Source organism: Bradyrhizobium sp. Rc2d (assembly GCF_900099855.1).
GTDB lineage: Bacteria > Pseudomonadota > Alphaproteobacteria > Rhizobiales > Xanthobacteraceae > Bradyrhizobium.
Genome location: NZ_FNCU01000018.1, coordinates 99,038 through 123,397 on the forward strand (window position 1 = coordinate 99,038; position 24,360 = coordinate 123,397).

Annotated in this window: 21 protein-coding genes and 1 tRNA gene; 10 read left to right on the plus strand and 12 right to left on the minus strand. The window is 63.7% G+C overall.

Annotated features, from left to right (window positions below; translation table 11 throughout):
- Positions 1-9: 9 nt before the first annotated feature.
- The 3 genes from BLV07_RS22685 to BLV07_RS22695 all read right to left on the minus strand — a co-directional run bounded on the left by BLV07_RS22685 (position 10) and on the right by BLV07_RS22695 (position 2,183).
- Positions 10-1,041 (minus strand): Rv1681 family radical SAM protein, encoded by a 1,032-nt coding sequence (locus BLV07_RS22685; protein ID WP_091889681.1) that lies wholly within the window; start codon positions 1,039-1,041, stop codon positions 10-12.
- Positions 1,042-1,600: 559 nt separating this feature from the next.
- Positions 1,601-1,828, minus strand: coding sequence for a nitrate/nitrite transporter NrtS (gene nrtS, locus BLV07_RS22690; RefSeq protein WP_091889860.1), 228 nt, complete (start codon positions 1,826-1,828; stop codon positions 1,601-1,603).
- 136 nt (positions 1,829-1,964) lie between these two features.
- Positions 1,965-2,183 carry a hypothetical protein gene (locus tag BLV07_RS22695; RefSeq protein WP_091889683.1) on the minus strand — a complete coding sequence of 73 codons (219 nt, stop codon included), beginning with the start codon at positions 2,181-2,183 and terminating at the stop codon, positions 1,965-1,967.
- Between the two features lie 669 nt (positions 2,184-2,852).
- On the opposite strand from BLV07_RS22695, the gene BLV07_RS22700 reads away from it, so the two are divergent.
- Both BLV07_RS22700 and BLV07_RS22705 read left to right on the plus strand, forming a co-directional pair.
- Complete coding sequence (locus BLV07_RS22700) at positions 2,853-4,688, plus strand: glycoside hydrolase family 15 protein (RefSeq protein WP_091889685.1); 1,836 nt, start codon at positions 2,853-2,855, stop codon at positions 4,686-4,688.
- A 14-nt stretch (positions 4,689-4,702) separates the two neighbouring features.
- On the plus strand, positions 4,703-5,179 hold the full coding sequence (locus BLV07_RS22705) for a hypothetical protein (RefSeq protein ID WP_210187816.1): 477 nt from the start codon (positions 4,703-4,705) through the stop codon (positions 5,177-5,179).
- 797 nt (positions 5,180-5,976) lie between these two features.
- Here the strand turns inward: BLV07_RS22705 and BLV07_RS22715 are convergent.
- A tRNA-Leu gene (locus BLV07_RS22715) sits at positions 5,977-6,061 on the minus strand.
- Between the two features lie 206 nt (positions 6,062-6,267).
- The gene (locus BLV07_RS22720; protein WP_011088012.1) at positions 6,268-6,510 is read right to left on the minus strand and encodes a FliM/FliN family flagellar motor switch protein; all 243 of its coding nucleotides are present in this window, start codon (positions 6,508-6,510) and stop codon (positions 6,268-6,270) included.
- A gap of 83 nt (positions 6,511-6,593) precedes the next feature.
- Here BLV07_RS22720 and lipB point away from each other — a divergent pair, with 83 nt between their 5' ends.
- Positions 6,594-7,343 carry a lipoyl(octanoyl) transferase LipB gene (gene lipB / locus BLV07_RS22725; RefSeq protein ID WP_091889687.1) on the plus strand — a complete coding sequence of 250 codons (750 nt, stop codon included), beginning with the start codon at positions 6,594-6,596 and terminating at the stop codon, positions 7,341-7,343.
- A gap of 198 nt (positions 7,344-7,541) precedes the next feature.
- The gene (locus BLV07_RS22730; RefSeq protein WP_143035473.1) at positions 7,542-8,255 is read left to right on the plus strand and encodes a DNA helicase; all 714 of its coding nucleotides are present in this window, start codon (positions 7,542-7,544) and stop codon (positions 8,253-8,255) included.
- Between the two features lie 42 nt (positions 8,256-8,297).
- Here BLV07_RS22730 and BLV07_RS22735 read toward each other — a convergent pair whose 3' ends face one another.
- Positions 8,298-8,720, minus strand: coding sequence for a tautomerase family protein (locus BLV07_RS22735; protein WP_091889689.1), 423 nt, complete (start codon positions 8,718-8,720; stop codon positions 8,298-8,300).
- A gap of 111 nt (positions 8,721-8,831) precedes the next feature.
- Between BLV07_RS22735 and BLV07_RS22740 the strand changes: the two genes are divergently transcribed.
- Both BLV07_RS22740 and BLV07_RS22745 read left to right on the plus strand, forming a co-directional pair.
- Positions 8,832-9,683 carry a LysR family transcriptional regulator gene (locus BLV07_RS22740; protein WP_091889691.1) on the plus strand — a complete coding sequence of 284 codons (852 nt, stop codon included), beginning with the start codon at positions 8,832-8,834 and terminating at the stop codon, positions 9,681-9,683.
- Between the two features lie 159 nt (positions 9,684-9,842).
- Entirely contained in the window at positions 9,843-11,363 is a 1,521-nt protein-coding gene (locus BLV07_RS22745; protein WP_091889693.1) for a PAS domain-containing hybrid sensor histidine kinase/response regulator family protein, read from the plus strand.
- A 107-nt stretch (positions 11,364-11,470) separates the two neighbouring features.
- Here the strand turns inward: BLV07_RS22745 and BLV07_RS22750 are convergent, their stop codons facing one another.
- The 4 genes from BLV07_RS22750 to BLV07_RS22765 all read right to left on the minus strand — a co-directional run bounded on the left by BLV07_RS22750 (position 11,471) and on the right by BLV07_RS22765 (position 16,107).
- Positions 11,471-11,770, minus strand: coding sequence for an acylphosphatase (locus BLV07_RS22750; RefSeq protein WP_091889695.1), 300 nt, complete (start codon positions 11,768-11,770; stop codon positions 11,471-11,473).
- Entirely contained in the window at positions 11,767-12,633 is an 867-nt protein-coding gene (locus BLV07_RS22755) for an isocitrate lyase/PEP mutase family protein (RefSeq protein WP_091889697.1), read from the minus strand. Before BLV07_RS22755 ends, BLV07_RS22750 begins: the two co-directional genes overlap by 4 nt.
- Before the next feature lie 199 nt (positions 12,634-12,832).
- On the minus strand, positions 12,833-14,848 hold the full coding sequence (locus BLV07_RS22760) for an acetyl-CoA carboxylase biotin carboxylase subunit (RefSeq protein WP_091889699.1): 2,016 nt from the start codon (positions 14,846-14,848) through the stop codon (positions 12,833-12,835).
- Positions 14,849-15,036: 188 nt separating this feature from the next.
- Positions 15,037-16,107 carry a zinc-binding metallopeptidase family protein gene (locus tag BLV07_RS22765; RefSeq protein WP_091889701.1) on the minus strand — a complete coding sequence of 357 codons (1,071 nt, stop codon included), beginning with the start codon at positions 16,105-16,107 and terminating at the stop codon, positions 15,037-15,039.
- A gap of 208 nt (positions 16,108-16,315) precedes the next feature.
- Here BLV07_RS22765 and BLV07_RS22770 point away from each other — a divergent pair, with 208 nt between their 5' ends.
- The 4 genes from BLV07_RS22770 to BLV07_RS22790 all read left to right on the plus strand — a co-directional run bounded on the left by BLV07_RS22770 (position 16,316) and on the right by BLV07_RS22790 (position 22,062).
- Complete coding sequence (locus tag BLV07_RS22770; protein ID WP_091889703.1) at positions 16,316-18,793, plus strand: hybrid sensor histidine kinase/response regulator; 2,478 nt, start codon at positions 16,316-16,318, stop codon at positions 18,791-18,793.
- A 353-nt stretch (positions 18,794-19,146) separates the two neighbouring features.
- Positions 19,147-20,430: an MFS transporter gene (locus BLV07_RS22780; RefSeq protein ID WP_091889705.1), complete on the plus strand. Its 1,284-nt coding sequence runs from the start codon at positions 19,147-19,149 to the stop codon at positions 20,428-20,430.
- 25 nt (positions 20,431-20,455) lie between these two features.
- Positions 20,456-21,706 carry an arsenic transporter gene (locus BLV07_RS22785; RefSeq protein ID WP_091889707.1) on the plus strand — a complete coding sequence of 417 codons (1,251 nt, stop codon included), beginning with the start codon at positions 20,456-20,458 and terminating at the stop codon, positions 21,704-21,706.
- Positions 21,707-21,837: 131 nt separating this feature from the next.
- A complete protein-coding gene (locus tag BLV07_RS22790) occupies positions 21,838-22,062 on the plus strand; it encodes a hypothetical protein (RefSeq protein ID WP_176945697.1) in 225 nt (74 codons plus the stop codon).
- A 69-nt stretch (positions 22,063-22,131) separates the two neighbouring features.
- On the opposite strand, the gene BLV07_RS22795 is transcribed toward BLV07_RS22790, so the two are convergent.
- Together BLV07_RS22795 and BLV07_RS22800 are read right to left on the minus strand one after the other, a co-directional pair.
- The gene (locus tag BLV07_RS22795; protein WP_091889709.1) at positions 22,132-23,496 is read right to left on the minus strand and encodes an MFS transporter; all 1,365 of its coding nucleotides are present in this window, start codon (positions 23,494-23,496) and stop codon (positions 22,132-22,134) included.
- 24 nt (positions 23,497-23,520) lie between these two features.
- On the minus strand, positions 23,521-24,288 hold the full coding sequence (locus BLV07_RS22800) for a GntR family transcriptional regulator (protein ID WP_091889711.1): 768 nt from the start codon (positions 24,286-24,288) through the stop codon (positions 23,521-23,523).
- Positions 24,289-24,360: the final 72 nt, after the last annotated feature.

Below are 24,360 nucleotides of genomic sequence, written 5' to 3' on the forward strand. Positions count from 1 at the left end.
CCGCCCCTATCAGGCGCAATTGAAGATCATTGCCAACCGGCGCTGATGCTCATTTTCGCGATCAAAGGCACGGCGCACGGCTGCAAAGGATTCGGCGAGCGGAAAGATGTCGTGGCTGACCAGCAGGTCATTATCCTCTGCGCCGACCGGATGCCAAAACACGCCTTCGGCGGTAATCGTTACTTCAGGAACCAGATCCGCCCTAGCCAACGCAATGCCCTGTGTGGCGGAGCCTCGCAGGACAATTCGCCGGATCACCCGGTTCTCCTCGCTGACGTGACGAGCATCCAGGAAGCTGCGGAATTCCTCGGCTTCCGCGTCACTTGATACCGTCGCCGCCAATCGCACCCGGAATCCTTCGGCGCACGCCAGCTCAACTCCTCTCCAGGCGCGTGCCCAGGTTCCCTTTCCACGGTGGCCGTCGTGGCGCTCCGGCGTCGGACTATCCAGGCTGATCTGAAATGTTACGCGCTCGCGCGGCAATGAGCGCAGCGTTGCGAGCCGACGTCCGGCAAACAGCATGCCGTTGGTGAGGACCGTGGTCGGCGCCGCCGCTGCGCATGCGGCAAGGATCTCGCCGATATCTGGCAACATGAATGGCTCGCCGCCGGTCACAAAGATTTCCCCCACACTGAGCTCGGCCGCCTCGACAGCGATACGTCGCACGCGCTCGATACCAAGAGCCCGCCGCGGAGCTTTGGGTGAGGAGCGCACGCAGCAGTAATCGCAGCTTAGGTTGCAGTCGAAGTTCGTATAAAGCCATAGACGAGAGCCGACTGGCCGATCTTCGACGCTTTCAGGAGCCTCTCCGTACCGAACTACCCAGCGGGTGCGACCTTGTTCAACGGCCACGTCAACCAAACTGTTATGGGTGAAGCGACACCATGCCTCAAGGTCGGGGCCGATGCTTGGATCGCCGCTGATCAAGGCCACCAGATCGCCCTTACGGCTGCGGCGCAGCGCGTCTATCAAATCAGCCAGGAGGCCCGAGGCAAATGTCTTGGTGCCGGCATCGAGTTCAACGTGAGCGGCCGTTCTCATACCGCGATACTATAGGTTCTACCCCTTGAAAATCCAAGACGGTCTTGGGTGGCCCCCCAGACGTTCGCGTCTGCAGCAAGGATGTCCGCACCAGAACCGATCTCATCAGAAGGCAAATGAACAGCCTCAATCTCCAACGAAAATCCAAGAGGATCAACGGAAGCCCCCGCTCATAACGGTCTGGTTGCAGGTCGAGCGCTTCTGGATCCACTAAATCAATCGTGTTTCGGCTCCGAACATTGACCCCACGGATGCGAGGTCCATCAAGCATTTAGGATGCCGATCGGCCCCCGGACCCACGCCGATTCACAGTTGCTCGTCAACCTCTAGGCAAAGGAGTGCGATTCGTCCGATTTGTACGCCACAGCTACCCAGCAGCCATATCTGCGCTCTCGATTTCTCCGAAGGCAAAGATCACACGTTCGAATCGTGTCGAGCGCGCCATTTCAACTAATACGAAATCGTTGCCGGATGCGCGCCCAAAAGCTCACCCGTCTAAGAAGACTGAAATCGCCGAGAGCGACCGCGTCTAGCAGCGTTAACGCCCACCAAAGCATCACTATTCTTGGCTCATCTTGCGAATTTGGAAGGAGACCGCGCCATATGTGCAAACAGCATACGGCACGAAGTAAGTCAGAATTATCTTGATCCAATTGATTGGCGCTGCGCCAAAGAGGGCGTCCCCCTGATTGATGACGTTCAATACCGTTCCAACAACAAGGGCGACAAGAAATGAACGGCGAGGCACGCCATCAGAGAACGCACAACGACAGGCGAGCCTCAGCATCAACTTTCTATCTCCAAGGCTCTGGCCATGGTCCATCCTGGAGACGTACCAACGACTCACGGGACTTGCTGCCGAGGTTGAGGCCGGCAGCAAGAGATCTTACCCCACCATCTTCACCGATGCCCATGAGGCGGCGCTAGCGGTGCCTGAAGTGCCGCTTCGCGTAGCTCTTGCCGGGCGGCAGATATGCCAGTGCGCCCAGACTGTACGTCGGGCTGTGCACGCCTGCATTTGGATGCGTCGACGCGAATGCCGCCGGCTCCTGTTGGGCATATTGTGCAGATTGTGCGAACACCGGAATCGCCGCCATCGTCGAAAGAATGGCCGTCGCACCGAGAATTGTAAGTTTGGTCATGGCTTTCCTCCAGTGTATCGATCAATGACGAAGTTGACAAATCCTGAGAGCAGCGCGCGCAAATTCGTCCGAGCGTCAATGATGCGCGGCCTTTTTTGGCTGCGTGCCTCAACGCTCCCTGGCGAGAATGATTCGAGAATCGCCTGAAGCGCGTGATGCACTTCTAATGATAAGTTCGGGGAGACCTCTACGAAAGTTACGCTCTCACAGCGACGTGAAGCCGCCTGTACCATGTCTTGCCTCCACGATAGCCGCGGCCCAACCGCGCCCATGCAAAGCGTGGCTCCCTGTGGTGCGCCGCCGCCGGCCCTCGCTTTCGTCAGTCTGGTGTGGAATCTCTCAGGTGATCTGGTAACCTTTTCTATCTTGCGAGCGAACTGCCGCGGCGGGAGTGCCCAAGACGGTCTCGGCGGAACGCGTGCATCGCGCCGTCGCTTCGCGCCTCACGGAATGTGACGGCGAACATACGTTGCCCAGCGCGGGCGAGAGTCACGACGTCCATCGAGCCGGCTCGAGCCCGTTGCTGACATGACTTGCCGAGCGCCTACGCAATTGTCCCGTCAGGATGGGCCGCGGATTATATGCTGAGGACTGCCAATTGGAGTTCTGAAACGGCTGATTGAGGTCTTTGGTTACACATCGTTTTAGGCAATAGGGCGCACCACAATCATGACCACTCATTGGCATGCAATTGGTGACTATGGCCTCATCGGCGACTGCCGAATTGCTGCGCTTGTCAACCGGAATGGCTCGATCGACTGGCTGTGTCTTCCGCACTACGCGGGCCCTGCCTTCTTCGCGGCGATTCTCGACCGGTCCAAAGGTGGACGTTTCAGTGTCAAGCCGGCTGTCCCATACCAGGTTGAGCGTCATTACGTCGGCAACAGCAACGTCCTCCAGACCACATTCAAGGTTGATGGCGGTGAGCTGCGGCTGACGGACGCTATTTGCATCCCCGGCTCGCTGGAGGGACAACAACTTCAGCCACAGCGGGAGCTTCTCCGCGAGATCGAGGCGGTGGGTACTGGAATTCCTGTCGAGGTTGTCTATGAGCCCCGTCCCAATTACGGGCGCGCCAACGCCAATCTCATCACACTTGGCAAGCTCGGCTGGCGCTGTGCCTGGCGCGATCACTTGCTCCTCTTGCAAAGCGATCTTCCGCTCGGGCTTGCGACCGATGGTACGAGCATTGGCGCGGAGGTGCGCCTCGGTCCCGGCGAACGTCACTTCCTGTCGGCGACCTATGTGCGCAACGATATCGGCGTCATCCTGCCGCTGGGCAGCGCTGCGACGGCCCGTATCGATGCAACTGCATGCTGGTGGCAACGCTGGCTCGGTCTCTGCACCTACGAGGGGCCCTATTCTGGCCCGGTACGGCGCAGCGCTCTTGTCTTGAAGTTGATGACGTTCAGTCTTTCGGGCGCGGTGATCGCGGCGCCGACTACGTCTTTGCCCGAGGTGATTGGGGGCGTTCGCAATTGGGATTATCGCTATTGCTGGCTGCGCGATGCGTCGCTAACACTGGAAGCCTTCAACGGGCTCGGCTTCGAATCGGAAGGCGCGGCCTTCCTAAACTGGCTGCTTCACGCCACCCGGCTTACGTGGCCGAGGCTGCAGGTCCTGTATGACGTCTATGGGGAAGCGCGAATAAACGAGGAGACGCTCGATCATTTGGAGGGCTACCACGGTTCCCGCCCCGTGCGCATTGGCAACGGCGCCTGGGATCAATTACAACTTGACGTATACGGCTCCGTGATCATGGCCGCGGCAATGCACGTCACTCGTGGCGGTCAGCTCGGCCGGGGTGAGCGTCGACTGCTGGTAGGACTCGGACGCCGCGTTTGTCAGGTTTGGCGCTACACCGACCACGGGATCTGGGAGATCAGAGGTGAGCGGCGCCAGCATACCTACTCCAAAGTGACCTGCTGGGCTGCGCTTGACTGCCTCATCGAGCTTGCGAAACAGGGTGTTCTGTCCGCGCCAGCAGACGATTTCCGGCGAGAGCGCGATGCGATTCGCGCAGCTATCGAAGAGCAGGGCTACAGTCGAGTTTGCAGCAGCTACACTGCCGCTTTCGATTCCGTCGAACCCGACGCCAGCCTGCTGCTTTTGCCCCGATATCGCTATTGCAAGGCAAACGATCCGCGGATGGTCAGCACCTTCGCGTTTGTCGATTCTGAGCTCGGTGTAGGCCCGCTCCTCTACCGCTACCGTGCAAACTGCGATGGCCTGGAAGGGAAGGAATCCACGTTTGCCGCGTGCAGCTTCTGGGCCGTCGACTATCTCGCTCGGGTCGGAAGAGTGGCCGAGGCGCGGGACCGATTCGAGCGGCTGCTCGATTATGCCAATGATTTGGGGCTTTACGGTGAGGAAATTGATGCCGAAACGGGCGCGGCCGTCGGAAATTTCCCACAGGCCTTTACACATATCGGCCTCATCAACGCAGCCTTGTCGCTGGCCGAAGCTGAAAGGCGCGACGACGGAAATCGAAGGTCATCGGCGTGAGGTGGATCGCCGACTTGCCGAACGTGCTCTCGCTGCTTCTGTGGGGCTTCGCGGCAACGGTCGTCATGACCACGATCATGTATGGCAGCCAGGTCGCGGGTCTATCACGGCTGAGCCTGCCCTTCCTTGTCGGGACTTGCCTGACAGCGAACCGCGACAGGGCGAATGTCCTCGGATTCGTAGTATATCTTATAGGCGGCTGGGTTTTTGCCGTCGTCTATGCGGCCCTCTTCGCAGCTCTTGGCGACGCTAACGGATGGGAAGGGGCGCTTATCGGCCTGATCCACGGCCTATTCCTACTGGTTGTGGTGCTTCCGGTCATGCCGCACTTTCATCCGCGCATGGCCTCCGAATACGAGGGGGCCGACGATGTGAGGCGGTTGGAACCACCGGGCTTCCTAGGCCTGAACTACGGCTACCGCACTCCGTTCACGACCTTGTTGGCGCAGACCGCATACGGATTCATTCTTGGTGCTTTTTTGCCGAGGTGAGCGGCTCGTCCGCCGTATGCGAAGACTGAAGGCCGCAACAGTACGTTGATCTGGCGACTGGAGTGCCTGCACCGGGAGGAGTTAGCCATGTATCGCGTTCTTACTGTTATCGCTTTGTCAATCGCAATGCTCACGGCGAACGCAGGCACGATCAACACTGTCCGTCGCGTGGTAAAGGATGTGCACGATGCTCATCGTGGTGACGCATCGTAGTCGGGCGAGTTCCCGGAGATGGGGCAGGGATTGGCCGCCAGCGCACCGGACTGATCGAGTCACTACTGCCCGAGAATGGCGAGAAGCCGTTTGCGGTGCTAATCGAGTTCGCCGAGAGCCTCAGGGCGGCTCGCGCGGCAAACATCGTCGGCGTTGAGGTACTCACCGGCAAACTGGTGCGCGGCCGGGTCCTACCGATGAACAAGAAGGCGTGGGCCGCTAAATTCAAGAAATATGCCGTCTTGGCCGGCATCAACGAGCCGAAGAAAAGCTGCCACGGCGTGCGCAAGGCCCCTGCAGAAGCGGCCGCTTACGCCGACTGCACCGAGAGCCAGATGATGGCCATGTTCGGCTGGACCGACCCAAAAATGCCCGCGCACTACATCGCGCAGGTGAATCGAGAAAGGCTCGGGATCAGCGGGATGGAGAAGATCGTCACGTTCGATCAGAGCCAATCACTCGAAGACTTTGTGCCGGCGGCAGGGGCGAACAACGCGCGAACACAGCGCAGGAACGGAGTGGTAACTATTCCCGGGCAACACCCGAAAAAAAGTCTAGCGATTTCAATGCTAAACGTGGGTTTATGGTGCGCTCGGAGGGACTCGAACCCCCACGGTGTTACCCACTGCCACCTCAAGGCAGCGCGTCTACCAGTTCCGCCACGAGCGCTAGGAGATGCCGGCCTGAGGTCGTTAGGCTGGCCGGATCAGCGGCCGCCGATCTAACAAATCCATCAGGGGGATACAAGCCTGCAAGGGCCCCGAATTCCACAAGCTTGGCAGGAAAGTTTCCGGCCCCTTCCCCAGGGATCGGCCTTTAACCGCACGTCCGGCCCGCGACCGCGTCCCCGGGTCGCTACCGCGTACCCCGGGGCGCTACCGCGTCCCCGGCGTGCGCGGCAGCATCTGCTTGACCTCGACCGCGATCCGGTTGCGGTCGACCAGCACGACGCCGGAGGCGACCGGCAAATTGTTGGCCAAGACCTTGACCTCGTCGGCCTCGGTTGCGTCCAGCTCGATGATGGCGCCGCGCGAAAGACGTAATACCTGATGGATCGGCATGGTGGTCGTCCCGAGGACGACCATGAGATCCACGGTGACTTTATCGAGTGTGGGCACTGTCAGGACCGCCGCAACTTGGGACTTCGAACCAAAGGACTTGGTATTTGCTCCCGTGATGATCACCACGTTATGGTTAGCCAATGGTTAATTCGCCTAAAACCCCCCGCCAAAACCAGCGTCAAGAGCTGGATTTGACGTCGTTTTCCGCCGCCGGTGGCGAGCCGATCGCGTGGCTTATCTCGGACGCTCCGGTGCCCTATCCGGACGCGGTGGCCGCCATGGAGGCCCGCGTCGCGGCGATCGCCGCGGGCGAGGCTCCCGAGCTGGTCTGGCTGCTCGAACATCCCCCGCTCTACACCTCCGGCACCTCGGGCAAGGAATCCGACCTGCTCGATCCCCGATTCCCGACCTTTGCGACCGGACGCGGCGGCCAGCTCACCTACCACGGCCCCGGCCAGCGGGTGGCCTATGTCATGCTCGATCTCAAGCGCCGCCGACCGGACGTCCGGGCCTATGTCGCGAGCCTGGAGGAGCTGATTCTGCGCACGCTCGCCGCCTTCAACGTCCGCGGCGAGCGGCGCGAGGACCGGGTCGGCGTCTGGGTGAAGCGGCCCGACAAGGGGCCGGAGCACGAGGACAAGATTGCGGCGATCGGCGTCCGGCTGAAGCGCTGGGTGTCATTCCATGGCATTGCGATCAACGTCGAGCCGGAGCTGTCGCACTTCGACGGCATCGTGCCCTGCGGCGTCGCCGATCCCCGCTACGGCGTCACCTCGCTGGTCGATCTCGGCCAGCTCGTGACCATGGCCGATGTCGATATCGCGCTCCGGCAGGCGTTCGAGGAGCTGTTCGGGCCGACCCGCGCGCTGCTGCCGGAAGCGGCGGTCTAACATTTTTGTTCGAGGCCGATCGCGCGTGTTCTCCGCTCGCCGCGGAATCGGCTATGTTTGATTCCGGTGCCGCCCACGCCTCCCCCCTCCGCCGGGAAAGCAGACGTCATGCCGGGCGATTTGATCATCGGACCGACTGTTCGAGCGCCAGGCATAAGGAGGGATTGCGCTTTCTGCTCGCAATGGGAGGTTCTCTCGATGAAGTTGTCTGCACCCATCTATCGTCTGAAGCGAAACGCAAGACGCCTGTCGCACGAGGAAGGCATTCCGCTCCACGCCGCGCTTGATCGCGTTGCTGCAGCGGAAGGCTTTTCCGCCTGGAGCATGCTGGCGGCGAAAGCTGCCGCGGTGACGCCGGCCAACAGGCTGTTTCCGCAATTCCGGCCGGGCGACGTCGTGCTGGTCGGCGCGCGCCCCGGGCAAGGTAAGACACTGATGAGCCTCGAGCTTGCCGTCGTAGCCATGCGGTCGGGCCATCGCGCTGCGTTCTTCTCGCTCGAATATACCGAGAAAGACGTTCTGGACCGCCTCCGCGCGATCGGCGTGGACCCCGTGCAGTTCGACAAACTGTTCGAGATCGATTGCTCGGACGCCATCAGCGCCGACTACGTCGTGAAGCAAATGGCCGCAGCTCCCCGCGGCACAGTCGTGGTGATCGACTATCTGCAACTGCTCGACCAGAGGCGGGACAACCCCGACCTCTCCGTTCAGGTGCGCGCGCTGAAATCGTTCGCACGCGACGGGGGATTGATCGTCGTCTTCATCGCACAGATCGATCGATCCTATGATCCCTCAGTCAAGCGCTGCCCCGATCTCAGCGATGTCAGGCTGCCGAATCCGCTGGACCTGAAACTGTTCGACAAGACGTGCTTCCTGAACAATTCAGAGGTTCAGTTCCGCGCCGCGAGCTGAAATTCAGGCCGCGGGTGAGATCATCACCCGCGGCTTCCTGTCTCACGCCGCCTTGAGCGAAACCGCGAGCTTGCCGGCGATGTAGCGCCGCTCCTGAGTCAGGCCGCCAAAGCCATAAGCATCGCCCTTGACCTCGTCGACGTGCAGATAGGTCTCGGGATGCAGCGGGCCCAAAATCTCGGCCATGCGCTTGAACATGGCAGCGAGATAGGCCGCCTTCTCGTCCTTGGTGTTGGTGCCTTCGCTGACGCGGATGTCGATCCAGTAGCTCGCAAGCTTCTGCTCGGCGAGCGACTTGCCGCCGGCGAACCAGTCGCCCGCATCGACCGATTTCACGATGATGGCGGTCACCTCGGGATCCTTGTGCAGGATCTTTGCGGTGAGCTCGGACACGGCGTTCGCGATGTCGGCCTTCAGCGACGGCGACTGGCGGGACGTGGTGTAGGACACGGTGATCAGGGGCATGATAGTTCTCCCAAAAATGTCGCGCGATTTGCGCGGCGTCGGTGAGAAGCTAGACCTCCCCTTGTCATTTTGGTATCTTATCTCTGTTGATACCAATGATAAAGTTTTATAATGACAGCTACGCTCGACATCGCCACCGTTCAGGCCTTCCTGCTGGTTGCCGACCTCCAGAGCTTTACGCGCGCCGCCGAAGCACTCGGCACGACGCAGGCGGCGGTCAGCCTCAAGCTGCAACGGCTGGAGACATTGCTGGCAAAACGTCTCGTCGAGCGCTCGCCGCGCGCGGTCCGGCTCAGCGCCGACGGCGCCGCGTTCCTCGATCGCGCCCGCGCGCTGATCGCGGCGCATGACCGCGCGCTCTCGGGCGAGGCAGCGTCCGCGCAGTCGCTCTCTCTCGGCATCTCCGACCACGCCGCGGGCCCTGAGTTGGTGCCGCTGCTCGAACGGCTGCATGCGATGTCTGCGAATCTCACCCTCGCCGTCACCATCGGCTTCTCGCGCGAAATGCAGGATGCCTATGACGCGGGAGAACTCGACGCCGTGATCGTCCGCCAGGAAGGCAGCCGCCGCGGCGGCGAAAAGCTGACCGAGGACGAGTTCGGCTGGTTCGCCGCGCGCCGCCTCACGCTGCCAAAGGGCGAGCCGCTGCCGCTCGCAACGCTCGCCCCGCCCTGCGGTGTCCGCGCCATCGCCGTGCGCGCGCTCGACAAGGCCGGCATCGCCTGGCGCGAACGCTTTGTCGGCGGCGGCGTCACGGCGGTGGTCGCAGCTGCGCTTGCCGGACTTGCCATCGCGCCGCTGGCGCGGCGGATCGCACCTCCCGGATTGGTCGACATCGGGCCGGCGCACAAGCTGCCGAAACTCGGCAGCTCGAAGGTGATGCTGCATTCGAAGGTCAGCGATCCCGCCAAGCTGGCGGCGCTGCGCGCGGTGGCGGCGACCTTCCGGAGCGTGCCGGCTTGAGGCCGCAAATGCTCACAGGATCGCCCCGAACGCGCTGCGCAGCGTCTCGTGGGGATGGCCGATCTGTATACGGCCCCTGATGTCTGCCTAAAAATGTCCCAGATCCCAGGAACCAATCCGGCGCCCCCAGCGTTTGTCCCCGTCGAGGCGGGGTCCGGAATGGTAAAAAAGTCTAATCAACAGAGAGACTTGTTCGAGAGCGAACGCAGTTTCCGGCTGTTGGTCGAAGGCGTTGCGGACTACGCCCTCTATATGCTCGATCCCGCAGGGATCATCACGAGCTGGAACATCGGCGGCGAGCGCATCAAGGGCTACGCGCCCGAAGAGATCCTCGGCCAGCATTTTTCCCGCTTCTACACCGAGAACGACCGCGCCAACGGCAAGCCCGCGCGCGCCCTGGGCCTCGCGCGGGAAAAGGGTCGCTTCGAGGAGGAAGGCTGGCGCGTCCGCAAGGACGGCACGTTCTTCTGGGCCAGCGTCGTGATCGATCCGATCTACGAGGACGGCGAGCTGGTCGGCTTCGCCAAGATCACGCGCGACATCACCGAACGCCGCAATACGCAGATCAAGCTCGAGGCGATGCAGAAGCAGCTCGCCGAATCCCAGAAGTTCGATGCGCTCGGCCAGCTCACCGGCGGGGTCGCCCACGACTTCAACAATCTCCTGATGATCATCAGCGGCAGCCTCCACATGCTGAAGAGAGGGGCCAAGGACGAGGCCAAGCTGCAGCGCGCGATCTCGGCCATCGAGACCGCCGCCAAGCGCGGCGCGGCGCTGACCAACCAGCTGCTCACCTTCGCGCGGCGGCAGAGCGTCAATCCGCAGGCGATCGACTTCGCCGAGCGTATCGCCGCGATCCGCGAGGTGCTCGATGCCGGCGTCGGCAGCTCGGTGCGCCTCGCCTTCGACATCAGCCCCGACCTCTGGCCGATCAAGACCGACGTCTCCGAACTCGAGACCGCGCTGCTCAACCTCGTCATCAATGCGCGCGATGCGCTGCCCGACGGGGGCACGGTGACGATCGGTGCGCACAACGTCGTGCTGCATGAGGACCCCTTCGCCGGCAGGTTCGTCGCGATCAACGTCACCGATACCGGGCTTGGCATTCCCGATGACGTCCTCGACAAGATCTTCGAGCCGTTCTTCACGACCAAGCCGATCGGAAAAGGCACTGGCCTTGGCCTCTCCCAGGTGCACGGCTTTGCTCATCAGGCGGGGGGAACGATCAAAGTCGCAAGCGAGCTCGGCAAAGGGACCACCTTCACCATCCTCCTGCCGCGCGCAGACGACGCGCCATCGCGTCAGACGGCGGGAGCATCACCGTTCCGCGGCAGCGGCACGGTGCTGCTGGTCGAGGACAATCCCGAGGTCGCATCCGTCAGCGTTGGCCTGCTGGAACAGCTCGGCTACAGCGTGCGCAGGGTCGCGGATGCCGAAGCCGCGTTGCGCGAGATCGAGACGAACGGCGTCGACTTCGTCTTCTCGGACATCGTCATGCCCGGCAAGATGGACGGGCTCAGCCTCGCCCAGCATCTGCGCCAGATCCGCCCCGGCCTGCCGATCCTGCTCGCCACCGGCTATAGCGAGGTCGCCGCCGGCGTGCGCGGCGATTTCCCGATCCTGCGCAAGCCCTATGAGATCCACGAGCTGAGCGAGGCGATTGCCAAGCTGCCGCGGTGATTGTTCTCCTCGAGAGCTTGAGGCACCGAAGCCTCCTCGCCGTCATGGCCGGGCTTGTCCCGGCCATCCACGTCTAGCCCCGTCGCACGACGACCTGTTGCGAGCGTTCACACCGTCGGCAACACCGAAAACGCCTCCCCTGCCCGGCGCAGGTTCAGCTCATCCGCACCGGCGGTCTCGCTGGTGACGCTGTCGACGCGTGAGGACGGCGGGCCGTGGCGGCACAGTGCCACCATGTCGGCGACGTGCTTGGGCGCGCCCGCGAACAGTGCCTCGACGCTGCCGTCGCGGCGGTTGCGGACCCAGCCTTCGAGACCGCTGGTGGTCGCTTGGTACTCGACCCAGGCGCGGTAGCCGACGCCCTGGACGCGACCGCGGATCATGACCTGGAGGATCGCCCTGCTCATTTTTTCAGCCCAAGAAAGTTGGCGCTGCGCGTCTTCACGTCGGCCTCGCGCATGACGCGGTTGGTCAGTTCCGCTGCGGGCAATCCCTTCAGCGCTTTCGGCGCCGTACCGTCACGCAACGCTTTCTGAACCTCGTATACGGCCTGCGTTGCAGCCGCGATCGGGGCATGCCCCTGGAGGGCGATGCGCACGCGTTGGCTCTCGAGATAGTCGGTCGCGTTCAATTCCTCCGGCGCGCCGCCGAGCACGAGCGGCAGGTGCGTGGCGGATGCGATGGCCGCAAGCTCCGCCCGCGACTTGATGCCGGTGAAGAACAGCGCGTCCACACCGGCGGCCTCATAGGCCACGGCGCGCCGGATCGCATCTTCGATCAAAGTGATCGAGGCAGCTCCAGTGCGGCCCATGATCACGAGCGAGGGATCGCTGCGGCCATCGAGCGCCGCCTTCATCTTGCCGACGCCTTCCTCAAGCGGGATCAGCTGCGTCTTCGCCTCGCCGAACGCCGCCGGCAGCAGCGTGTCCTCGATGGTGAGCCCGGCAGCCCCCGCTGTCTCCAGCTCCTGCACCGTTCGGCGCACGTTCAGAGCATTGCCATAGCCGTGATCGGCATCGACGAGGACGGGGAGCGCGGAGGCGCGCGACATCCGCCGCATCTGCTCGGCAAGCTCGGTGAGCGTGATCAGCGTGACATCGGGATCGCCGAGCACAGCGAGCGAGGCCACCGAACCGCCAAACATGCCGAGCGGAAAACCGAGGTCCTCGGCAATGCGGATCGAGATGGCGTCGTAGACCGAGCCGGGACGGACGCAAGTCCCGCCCGACAGGATCGATCGCAGTTTCTCGCGGCGGGAACGAAAGGCCATGGTGCTGTCTCGGTTGATGCGAACACACTCTATCGTCGTCCTGGCGAAAGCCAGGACCCATTACCCCAACTGTACATTGTCGCAGAAGGTGATGGCTACGATCTCCGTCAACAACTGCTCCCTGGGGTAATGGGTCCTGGATCGGCGTTCGCTCCGCTCACTTGTCCAGGACGACATTGGGCAATAGCCGAGACCAGTCTTACGCAAACTCCAAAATCAGCGCGTCCACCGCGAGCGTCGCGCCGGCGCTGGCGTGGATCTTCTTCACGGTGCCGTCCTGCTCGGCGCGCAGCACGTTCTGCATCTTCATGGCTTCGACCACCGCGAGCGTCTCGCCGGCCTTGACCTCCTGCCCTTCGTTCACGGCGATCGAGACCACGAGGCCCGGCATCGGACAGAGCAGCTTCTTGCCGGTATCGGAGGCCGTCGTCACCGGCATCAAGCGTGCCGAGGCCGCTTCCGCCTCGGTCCAGACATAGACCGGTACCTCGACGCCCTGATGCGCGAGGCGGATGCCGTTGGCAATCGGCCGCGCCTGCACCGCGATGAACTGGCCGTCGATGGTGCCCTGCCAGACCGGATCGCCGGGCTTCCACGGTGACTGCAACAGATGCGCATTGCCGGCCTTGCCCTCGGCATCGATGAAGCGCACGGCGATCGCCTCGCTCTCGCGTCCGACCTCGAGCAGGATCTCCTGGTGATCGAGCCAGACCGCGCGACGACGCTCGCGCTGTACGATGCGGCCGCCTAACTGGCCCGAGATCTGCCGCTTGCGCTCGCCGAGCACATGATCGATGGCGGCGCCGACCGCAGCGATCCGCCGCGCGACCTCGCCTTCGGGCACGCGCACCGCAAAGCCCTTCGGGAATTCCTCAGCGATGAAGCCGGTCGAGAGCCGGCCTTCGCGCCAGCGCGGATGATGCATCAGCGCGGACAGGAACGGGATGTTGTGACGGATGCCGTCGACATAGAACGAGTCCAGCGCGGTCGCCTGCGCTTCGATCGCGGCGGCGCGCGAAGGTGCATGCGTGACCAGCTTGGCGATCATCGGATCATAATGGATCGAGATCTCGCCGCCCTCCTGCACGCCGGTGTCGTTCCGCACGGTGATGCCATCCTTGCTGGCTTCCGCCGGCGGACGGTATTTCACCAGACGTCCGATCGAGGGGAGGAAGTTGCGGAACGGATCTTCGGCATAGAGGCGCGATTCCACCGCCCAGCCAGTGAGCGCGACCTCCTTCTGCGCGATCGCGAGCTTCTCGCCGGCGGCAACGCGGATCATCTGCTCGACGAGATCGATGCCGGTGACGAGCTCAGTGACGGGATGCTCGACCTGGAGACGCGTGTTCATCTCCAGGAAGTAGAAGCTCTTGTCCTGCCCCGCGACGAACTCGACGGTGCCGGCGGAATCGTAATTCACGGCCTTGGCCAGCGCGACCGCCTGCTCGCCCATCTTGCGGCGAGTCTCTTCGTCGAGCAGCGGCGACGGCGCCTCCTCGATGACCTTCTGGTTGCGGCGCTGGATCGAGCATTCGCGCTCGCCGAGATGGATCACGTTGCCGTGCTTGTCGCCCAGCACCTGGATCTCGATGTGGCGGGGATCGACGATGAACTTCTCGACGAAGACGCGGTCGTCGCCGAACGAGGCCTTGGCCTCGGCTTTGGCGAGGTTGAAGCCTTCGGCGACCTCCGCCTTGGAATTCGCGATGCGCATGCCCTTGCCGCCGCCGCCGGCGGAGGCCTTGATCATCACGGGGTAGCCGATCTCGTCGGCGATCCGCACCGCGTGCTTGTCGTCCTCGATGACGCCGAGATAGCCGGGCACGGTCGAGACCTTGGCCTTGGCGGCCGCCTTCTTGGATTCGATCTTGTCGCCCATCGCTGCGATCGCGCCGGGGTTCGGGCCGATGAAGACGAGGCCGGCCGCCTCCAGCGCGCGCGGAAACGCCTCGCGCTCGGACAGGAAGCCGTAGCCGGGATGCACGGCCTCGGCGCCGGTCTTGCGGCAGGCGTCCACGATCTTCTCGATCACCAGATAGCTCTCGGCCGCAGCCGGCGGGCCGATCAGGACGGCCTCGTCGGCCATCTCGACATGGAGGGCATCGCGGTCGGCCTCGGAATAGACCGCAACCGTCTGAACGCCCATCCGGCGGGCAGTCTTGATGACCCGGCAGGCGATTTCGCCGCGATTGGCGATCAGAATGCGTTTGAACATGCTTTTCTTGAGTCTCGACCTTGGGCGGGGACCCTTTCCTGGCCGTTGGGGCCTATGGGAAATGGGCCGTGTGGCTCCGTGGTACATCAAAATGGGCCGGAGGCAACGGTCTAAATCCCTCCCCTCTGGCGTACCAGCGCAAGACCGGAACGGGCTTGCGGAACGGGGCCGGCGGGCCCTGGCACCGCCTACGGCTTCCCGGCCTTGGCCACGTCCCGCACGAGGCTGTGAACAAAGCCCAGTTTGGCGATCACTGCGGGCGAGAGGATGAAGGGATAGAGGTCGCGCAGGCCCATGGCGCGGTTGACGCTGTTCATGGCGAAGGTAAAGGGCAGCCATGCGCTGACCAGCGCCTCCACATCCCGGGCCTCGTAGGGGTTGAAACGAATGCGCGTCGTCAGCTCCCCGTCGCGGTCGACCTTGGGGCGTACCTCCATGCCGAACTCGGCGGCCATCTCCAGCGTGTCGACGATGTGGAGATAGTGCGCCCAGGTCTCGGCGAAGTCCTCCCACGGATGCGTCGTCGCGTAGGCCGAGACGTAGTTGTGCTGCCAGTCCGGCGGCGCGCCTTCGGCATAATGGCGCTGCAAGGCCTGGCCGTAATCGGCCGAATCGTCGCCGAACATGGCGCGGCATTGGTCGAGCTTGCCGCCGTCCCGCACCAGCACGTCCCAGAAATAGTGTCCGACCTCGTGGCGGAAATGCCCGAGCAGCGTCCGGTAGGGCTCGCCCATCTCGAGCCTGCGCCGCTCGCGCTCGATGTCGTCGGCCTCGGTGAGCGCGATCGTGATTAGGCCGTTGTCATGACCGGTCATGACCTTCTCCCCGCTGTGCGGATCGTCGGCGAGGAAATTGAAGATCAGCCCATGCTTAGGGTTGTCCTGCCGGGTCTGGAGCGGCAGCTTCCAGCGGATCAGGGAATAAAACAGGCGGTGCTTTGCCACCTCCAGCCCGCGCCAGCCGGCGAGCTGCGCCGGATCCGACAGATCCGGCACGATGCCGTTGTGACGACAGGCGCGGCAATAGCCCGTGCCGTCGACCGTATCCGTCAGCCAGTTGCAGGAATCGTATTCGGCATTGCGGCACAGCACGCGGCTTTCGCCCGCGTCGGCCAGCGTCTTCCAGGCCTCGCCGTCGGGCTCGACGGCCGACATCGTCTCCTTCTCCGGCAGGAAGGCCACGCGGTGACCGCAGCGTTCGCAGGCGCGGTTCTCGAAATAGAGGACGTTGCCGCAGGCCTGGCAGACAAAGAGCTTCAAGATTTAGCCTCTTCGCAAAGGGAGTCTTGTGGAATCAGAGTTGTCGCGCCTCGCAGATACGCGCGCAGAGGGCGCATCGTTCCAACGTCAGGAACAAATAGCCGGTGGAGGCATTCGTTCATACCCGCCGGAATCCGCGCCCTTCCCTGCATATTCCCTTCTAAGCGATGGCCATCACGCTCCGTCTGTGTGAATATCGGTCCGGCACGTGCGCACCCGCATGACAACGGCCCATGCCTTGAACAAACCCTTGCCCGAGACAATCGCTGCCGAAAGGCTGCGCCAGCACCTCGAAGACGTCGCGCGCGAGCGTGACAACGCCTATCGCGCGCTTCAGGAGCGCGAGGCCGAGCTCGCGCGCATCCAGCGTATCGGCAAGGTCGGCGGCGTCGAGGTCGACTTCCGTGAGGGCTTCAAGAACCGTCGCTCGCCCGAATATCTGATGATCCATGGGTTGCCCCCGGAGGCCGCGGACGAGACGCACGAGGACTGGGTCAACCGCATCCATCCCGAGGATCGCGACGCGACCGTCAAACATTTCTTCGAGGCTCTCGCCGGAACGAGCGAAGACTACACCGCCGAATACCGCATTATCCGCCCCAATGACGGCGAGATCCGCTGGATTCGGGTCGTTGCCAAGATCGAGCGCGACAAGGACGGCCGCGCCATCCGCCTCGTCGGCGCCCACATCGACATCACCGCCCAGGCGCTCGCGCGCGAGACGCTGCGCGAGAGCGAGGAACGCTTCCGGCTGATCGCCGACAGCGCGCCCGTGCCGATCTGGGTGACCAAGCTCGACCGCAAGCGCTCCTTCGCCAACCAGGCCTATGTCGATTTCGTCGGCCTGCCCTACGATCAGGCCATCGACTTCGACTGGCGCAAGGTCTTGCATCCGGACGACCTGCCGCATGTGCTCCAGCAATCCGTCCAGGGCGAAGCGTCGCTAAAGCCGTTCGTGCTGGAAGCACGCTACAAGAATGCCAAGGGGGAATGGCGCTGGCTGCGCTCGGAATCGCAGCCGCGCTGGGACCCGACCGGCAAGCATATCGGCTTCATCGGCGTCGCCCACGACATCACCGCGGCCAAGCAGGCCGAGATCGAGCTCCGGCAGCTCAACGAGACGCTGGAAGAGCGCATCGCCCAACGCACCGCCGAGCTCGAATCCAACGAGGCGCGGCTGCGTGCGATCCTGGAGACCAGCAACCAGTATCAGGGCCTCGTCAATCTCAGGGGCGAGCTGCTTTACGCCAACAAGACTGCGCTTGACGGCATCAAGGCGAACCCTTCGGACGTCATCGGAAAGCCGTTCTGGGAGACTCCCTGGTTCAGCGCAACGGAGGGCATGAGCGCGCTGGTGCGCGATGCCTTCGATGCCGTGCTCAAGGGCGAAGCCGTGCGGCTGGAGATGCGGCTGCGCCTTCCCATCGGCGAGCGCGATTTCGACTTCGGCATGCGCCCCGTGCTCGACCGCCACGGCAACATCACCGGCGCCGTGCCCGAGGCCGTCGACATCACCGAGCGCCGGCGCGGCGAGGAAGCGCTGCGACAGTCGCAGAAGATGGAGGCGATCGGCCAGCTCACCGGCGGCGTCGCGCACGACTTCAACAATCTCCTCACCATCATCCGTTCGGCGACCGACTTCCTGCGCCGCCGTGAGCTGCCGGAGGAGCGCCGCCGCCGCTATGTCGACGCCATCTCCGAGACGGTCGAGCGGGCCTCCAAGCTGACTGCACAGCTGCTGGCGTTCGCGCGGCGGCAGCCGCTCAAGCCGCAGATCTTCAATGTCGGCAGCCAGGTCGAGGGCGTCGCGCAACTGATCCGCCCGCTGGTCGGAGGCCGCATCGAGATCGCGGTCGAGATCGAGGATGCCGGCTGCTTCACTGTGGCCGACATCGCGCAGTTCGAAAGCGCGCTGATCAATCTCGCCGTCAACGCCCGTGACGCCATGAACGGCGAAGGCGGCCTCACCATCGCCGTCCGCAAGGTCTTTGGGATTCCGAGCCTGCGCGCACAATCGGCGCGCGGCGGCGACTATGTCGCCATCTCGGTCACCGACACCGGCTGCGGCATCGCGCAGGAGCATCTCGACCTGATCTTTGAGCCTTTCTTCACCACCAAGGAGGTCGGCAAGGGCACCGGGCTCGGCCTCAGCCAGGCCTTCGGCTTCGCAAAACAGTCCGAGGGCGACATTGCGGTGACGAGCAGGCAAGGCAAAGGCGCGACCTTCACCATCTATCTGCCGCGGGCGCAAAGCCCTGCGACGGACAAGGAAGCCGCGGCACTGACCCATGAGGCCGCGGCCACCGGGCGCGGCTACCGCGTGCTCGTGGTCGAGGACAATGACGAAGTTGGCCGCTTCTCCACCGAGCTGCTGGAGGATCTCGGCTATGTCGTCCGCCGCGTCGCCAGCGCCGATGCGGCGCTCGCGATCCTCGGCGAGAACGAATTCGCCGTCGATCTCGTCTTCTCCGACGTCATCATGCCCGGCATGAACGGCGTCGAGCTCGCCGGCATCATCCGCGAGCGCTATCCGGGCCTGCCCGTCGTGCTCACCTCTGGCTACAGCAACGTGCTCGCCGAGAATGCGCATCGCGGTTTCGAGCTGATCCAGAAGCCCTATTCGGTGGAATCGCTCTCGCGCATCCTGCGCAAGGCGATCACGGAGAAGCTGTCGGTGGTAAGGTGAGTATGATGGGCACACCGCGTTGCCGCGCATTCCGTCATTGCGAGCGCAGCGAAGCAATCCAGACTGCCTCCGCGGAAAGACTCTGGATTGCTTCGCTGCGCTCGCAATGACGGCGCGGGCGCGCTGTCCTAAGCAACGGATATCGACATGAAACCCGCGCTCCTCTCCGCCTGGTAGACCTGGGCGATCCTCTCCGCCTGCTTTGCGGCGCTGACCGCGATCTTCGCCAAGATCGGCGGCGGCGCGGTGCTGCTCGCGGTCAAGTTTTGAGGAGCCCGACGTGATCCACGGAACCAGGCCGACATCACGATGGTTGCTGCCGGGGCCACTTTGAGCCTCGACCGAGAGACCCGATGTCGAGCGCAATCTCCGATCAGACGAGGCGCGCCGGCCGCGCGCTGGATGCGGCCAATTTCTTCCTCGCAGATGTCCGCGATGGGCTCGGGCCCTATCTCGCGGTCTATCTGCTCACCGAGCAGCGCTGGGACGAGGCGCGCATCGGTCTCGTGATGTCGATCGCGACGATCGCCGGCATCGCGGCGCAGACGCCGGCCGGCGCGCTGGTCGACGCCACGCGGGCGAAGCGGCTCGCGATGGTGGTTGCCGCCATTTTGGTGACGCTTGCCTCGCTATCGCTGCCGTTGTTTCCGACCTTCGGGCCGGTCGCGATCTCGCAGGGGATCGCCCAGGCGGCCGCTGGCATCTTCCCGCCCGCAATCGCGGCCGTCTCGCTCGGCATCTTCGGCCATTCCGCCTTTACCCGCAGGATCGGACGCAACGAGACCTTCAACCATGCCGGCAACGCTGTCGCGGCGGGTCTGGCAGGCCTCTTCGCCTATTGGTTCGGCCCGACCGTCGTGTTCTACCTGCTCGGCGCCATGGCGATTGCGAGCCTCGCCAGCATTGTCGCAATCCCCGAACGGGCCATCGACCATGATCTCGCTCGCAGTCTGCACGACAGCGACGCCAGCACGGTGCCCGAACAGCCCTCGGGCTTCAGCGTGCTCCTGACCTGCCGCCCCCTGCTCATCTTCGCAATTTGCGTGATCCTGTTTCACCTCTCCAACGCGGCCATGCTGCCGCTGGTCGGGCAGAAGCTCGCGCTGCAGGACAAGAACATCGGCACCAGCCTGATGTCGGCCTGCATCGTCGCCGCGCAAGTCGTGATGGTGCCGTTCGCGATGCTGGTGGGCGCCAAGGCAGACCGCTGGGGCCACAAGCGCTTCTTCCTTGCCGCGCTGTTGATCCTGCCGATCCGCGGTGTCCTCTATACGCTCTCGGACAATCCATTCTGGCTGGTCAGCGTGCAACTGCTGGACGGCGTCGGAGCCGGCATTTTCGGCGCAATCTTTCCCGTCATCGTCGCCGACCTCATGCGCAATACCGGCCGCTTCAACGTCGCGCAGGGCGCGGTCATCACCACCCAGAGCATCGGCGCGGCGCTATCGACGACGCTTGCCGGCCTGGTCGTGGTCGGCGCAGGTTACAGCGCAGCGTTCATCTCGCTCGGTATCGTGGCGGCGATCGGGGCCGTGGTCTGCTTCTTCGCTCTACCGGAGACGCGGCAAGGCGCAGATGGCGATCTGTGCCTGCGGGGGAAGACAGCGGCGTCCGCATCAGCTATCGCTGCCGAATAGATCTGGTTCACCTTGAGGACTGACCGTGCCGTCTGACGCCATCTGGGCCTGGAGCACCATCGCCGCCGCGACCGCAGGCGTCATCATCCGGCCCTTTCGCCTGCCGGAGGCGATCTGGGCCCTGATCGGCGCCGTTGCACTGGTGTTGCTCGGATTCCTGCCTTGGCAGGATGCGCTCACCGGCATCGAAAAGGGCATCGACGTCTATCTCTTCCTGATCGGCATGATGCTGATCGCCGAGCTCGCCCGCCTCGAAGGCCTGTTCGACTACCTGGCCGCCTTTGCGGTCGAGCACGCGCGCGGCTCCCCGCAGCGGCTGTTCCTGCTGATCTACCTCGTCGGCACGCTGGTGACGGTGCTGCTTTCGAACGACGCCACCGCGATCGTGCTGACGCCCGCCGTCTACGCCGCAACCCGCGCGGCCGGCGCCAAGCCGTTGCCTTATCTGTTCGTCTGCGCCTTCATCGCCAATGCCGCGAGCTTCGTGCTGCCGATCTCCAATCCGGCCAACCTCGTAGTGTTCGGCAAGCACATGCCGCATCTCGGAACGTGGCTGCGTCAGTTCGCGCTGCCGTCACTTGCCTCGATCGGGCTCACCTATATCGCCTTGCGCCTTGCGCTGCACCGCGAGTTGAAGGATGAAACGATCGAAAAGAGTGTCCCGCACCCGAAACTCGGACACGGCGGCCGTTTGACCGCCTATGGCATCGGCGCCATCGGCATCGTGCTGATCTGGGCCTCTGCGCTCGATCTGCAATTGGGCTTGCCGACATTCGTCTGCGGGACCGCGACGGCGGCCGCCGTGCTGCTGATCAACCGTCAATCGCCTATGCCTGTGCTGCGCGGCGTGTCCTGGAGCGTGCTGCCGCTGGTCGGCGGGCTCTTTGTCATGGTGGAGGCGCTGGTGAAGACCGGCGTGATCGCGCAGCTCAGCGGGCTGCTGCACCAAGCGGTAGCGCAATCCGTCCCGCAGGCCGCCTGGAGCGTCGGCATTGCCACCGCGCTCGCCGACAACATCGCCAACAACCTTCCGGTCGGCCTCGTCGCCGGCTCGGTCGCCGCCAGCGATCATCTGCCCGTGCCTGTTGTCAGCGCCATCCTGATCGGCGTCGACCTCGGCCCGAATCTGTCGGTGACCGGCTCGCTCGCCACCATCCTCTGGCTGGTCGCGCTCCGGCGCGAGAAGATCGAGGTCGGCGCCTGGCTGTTCCTCAAGCTCGGCCTGCTGGTGACGCCACCCGCACTGATCGCGGCGTTGGCGGCGGCAATCTGGTAAGGGATGCCGAACCCAGCTTTCGAAATCGAGTGCAAGCTATTTGCGGTGCATCAATGCCGGCGGCGACGCCGTGGCTAGAATTCCATTGTCGCGCAGATCAGATGGATATGGCGCGGCAAGGAAGGTTCATCATGCAGATTCGATCGAAAGCATTGCCGCAGAGCTCCTCCCTGCGTCGCCCGATTCGCGGCGACGAGAGCCGGGCCGAGACAGCCCATCCGCCGCTGATCTTCTCCGCAGCGGTGTTGTTCACCCTGTTCGCCATCTTGGAAATCGACCTCCACTCCGCCCAGCTTCAGGCGATCGGCCTGTTCGGCCATGGAGTCGGGATCGACCCGGTCTTCTTGAGCCCGTAGCCGCCGGCGCGCGACATCCCGAAATAGGCCCCGATCGCGGCGATGACGCCGCGACCGGGTCACGCTTCGTCAGTCGTTCTCGTAGCCGTAGACCTCCGGCAGGATGACGGTTGCAGCGAGCAATCCGATCACCGGGAAGATCGCCACGAACAGGGTGGCGTTAGCCTGCCCGATCGCCGCGAACAGCGTCGGGAACAGGAAGATCGCCAGGAAGGACGGCAGCTTCACGAACATGTAGGCGAAGCCGCTGGCGGTGCCGCGGTATCGCGGCCGCGCGACCATCGTCGGGATGGTCATGCAGTTAGACGCGTCCCAATAGTGGCCCCAGAGCATGCCGGCCGCGGCGAACGGCAGCAGCATCTTGTTGTCCGTGTAGAGCGCAAACGCAGCGACCAGCAGTGACACCAGCACGATGGAGAAGCCCGCGATCGCGATGCCGCGATGGCCGATCTTCGGCGTCAGCAGCGGCCCGACCCACCCCGACAGGGCTGCGAAGGCAAACAGCGCCATCGTCACCAGATTGTTGCCGAGGATCGACGACACGCCGACCATTGCAAACAGCACCGGCAGGTAGAACGCAAAGGTCGAGAACTCGCTCGCCTGCGCGAAGCAGGCGATCCAGCCATACAGCGTGGCACGCCAGCGGATCGGATCCTTCTTGAGATCGGCGAGGAACGCGCGGGTCGACACCTTCGGCATCTCGACGTCCCGGTCCGGCAGCATGTCGAGATTGTCGTTGAACATCTCGCGCGCGACCTGCTTGGCCTCGCGGTAGCGCCCCTTCTGCACCAGCCACACCGCCGTCTCCGGCACGTCGTGGCGCATGATCAGGATGATCAGCGCCGGCACCGCGCCGAGGCCGAGCGTCACGCGCCACAGCATCTCGTGGTTCATGTCGGTCAGCAGGAAGATCACGATGACGCCGATGGTCATGACCTCGCCGACCGCGAACATGAACTGCCAGCGGTTGCCCATGACCTCGCGCTCACCCTTGGCCATGGATTCCATGATGTAGGTGTAGCCGGTCGAGATGTCCGAGCCGAGCGGAATGCCGAGCAGGAAGCGGATCACCACGAGCCAGGTAACGTTGGGCACGAAGGCCTGCGCCAGCGCAAGCACGATGAACATCACCATCGTCACCAGGAACATGACGCGGCGGCCGATCTTGTCGGACAGCCAGCCGCCGAGCAGCGCGCCGATCAGGGCTCCTCCTTGCGTGCCGGCCGCGGCAAGGCCCAGCATCAGCGGATCGGGATTGTATTGCTCCTTGATGAAGATCAGCACGAAGGCGATCGAATAGAGATCCCAGGCTTCGACCAGGATCGAGGCCATCATCAGCCAGCCGACCTTGTTGCCCTTGGGACTGTAGTTCGTGATGAGGTAGCGGACCGCGGCTTCGCTCGCGGTCGGATGTGGCATCGCCATCGTTGACATGCTTGGTCCTCTCTTCAAAACTCTCTACGTGCCGAGCAACGGCTCGATGCTGCAATCGAGCAGGCGCGGGTCGATGCCCGCCTCCATGCCGGTGAATATCGCGTCCATGTAGTCGATCAGTGCATCGCTCGCCTTCACGGCATCCTCGACGCGGCGATTGGCGACCGCAGCGAGAATGGCGAGATGGCAATCGATCGTGCCTGACAGCTCGGTCTGTCCCGGCATGAAACGATGGTGGATGAAGCCGATGCGGCGATACAGGGTGTGCAGCGGCCGCAGCGTGTGGGCGAGGAAAGGCTCGCCGGCGGCTTCCAGCACCAGCGTGTCGATGCGGCGGTCGATGCTGTTGAATTCGTCGAGGGTCAGGCTGGCGCGGCGCTCGCGCAGCAGGCGCTCGATGTGCAGCGCCTGATTGCGATGCGACAGGCTGGCGCGATCGGCCGCAAGGCGGATCACGAAGCGCTCCATGTCGCGGCGCAAGCCGAGCAGCATGCGCTCACGCGCGAGATCAATCGGCGCGATGTGCAGGCCGTGCCGCGGACGAATGATGATGAGCGTGTCGGCGGAGAGACGATTGACGGCATGATGCACCGGCGTGCGGCCGAAGCCGGTGATCTGCTGCAATTCCAGCATGGTCATGAACTGGCCGGGCTTGAGCTCGCAGTGAACGAGGAGTTCTTCGATCTTCTGATAGGCCAGCTCGAAGAAGTTGAGGCGATTGCGCCGGGAGGGCCTGCCCTCGCCGTCATCGTCGTTTCTCACCACCTCGAGCGCGCGCTTGCGCCGTGCCATGTCGTCCTCCCGTCAGTCCGCGCTCGCGTTGCGAGGCGGCGCCTTGTTTGTGATATCCTTAAAACATGTTGT

What these genes read in the sequence shown, in the direction of transcription:
- BLV07_RS22685 (WP_091889681.1), bottom strand. Translation starts at nt 1,041, where the DNA reads ATGAGAACGGCCGCTCACGTTGAACTCGATGCCGGCACCAAGACATTT.
- nrtS (WP_091889860.1), bottom strand. Translation starts at nt 1,828, where the DNA reads ATGCTGAGGCTCGCCTGTCGTTGTGCGTTCTCTGATGGCGTGCCTCGC.
- BLV07_RS22695 (WP_091889683.1), bottom strand. Translation starts at nt 2,183, where the DNA reads ATGACCAAACTTACAATTCTCGGTGCGACGGCCATTCTTTCGACGATG.
- BLV07_RS22700 (WP_091889685.1), top strand. Translation starts at nt 2,853, where the DNA reads ATGACCACTCATTGGCATGCAATTGGTGACTATGGCCTCATCGGCGAC.
- lipB (WP_091889687.1), top strand. Translation starts at nt 6,594, where the DNA reads ATGGTTAATTCGCCTAAAACCCCCCGCCAAAACCAGCGTCAAGAGCTG.
- BLV07_RS22730 (WP_143035473.1), top strand. Translation starts at nt 7,542, where the DNA reads ATGAAGTTGTCTGCACCCATCTATCGTCTGAAGCGAAACGCAAGACGC.
- BLV07_RS22735 (WP_091889689.1), bottom strand. Translation starts at nt 8,720, where the DNA reads ATGCCCCTGATCACCGTGTCCTACACCACGTCCCGCCAGTCGCCGTCG.
- BLV07_RS22740 (WP_091889691.1), top strand. Translation starts at nt 8,832, where the DNA reads ATGACAGCTACGCTCGACATCGCCACCGTTCAGGCCTTCCTGCTGGTT.
- BLV07_RS22745 (WP_091889693.1), top strand. Translation starts at nt 9,843, where the DNA reads ATGGTAAAAAAGTCTAATCAACAGAGAGACTTGTTCGAGAGCGAACGC.
- BLV07_RS22750 (WP_091889695.1), bottom strand. Translation starts at nt 11,770, where the DNA reads ATGAGCAGGGCGATCCTCCAGGTCATGATCCGCGGTCGCGTCCAGGGC.
- BLV07_RS22755 (WP_091889697.1), bottom strand. Translation starts at nt 12,633, where the DNA reads ATGGCCTTTCGTTCCCGCCGCGAGAAACTGCGATCGATCCTGTCGGGC.
- BLV07_RS22760 (WP_091889699.1), bottom strand. Translation starts at nt 14,848, where the DNA reads ATGTTCAAACGCATTCTGATCGCCAATCGCGGCGAAATCGCCTGCCGG.
- BLV07_RS22780 (WP_091889705.1), top strand. Translation starts at nt 19,147, where the DNA reads ATGTCGAGCGCAATCTCCGATCAGACGAGGCGCGCCGGCCGCGCGCTG.
- BLV07_RS22790 (WP_176945697.1), top strand. Translation starts at nt 21,838, where the DNA reads ATGCAGATTCGATCGAAAGCATTGCCGCAGAGCTCCTCCCTGCGTCGC.
- BLV07_RS22795 (WP_091889709.1), bottom strand. Translation starts at nt 23,496, where the DNA reads ATGTCAACGATGGCGATGCCACATCCGACCGCGAGCGAAGCCGCGGTC.
- BLV07_RS22800 (WP_091889711.1), bottom strand. Translation starts at nt 24,288, where the DNA reads ATGGCACGGCGCAAGCGCGCGCTCGAGGTGGTGAGAAACGACGATGAC.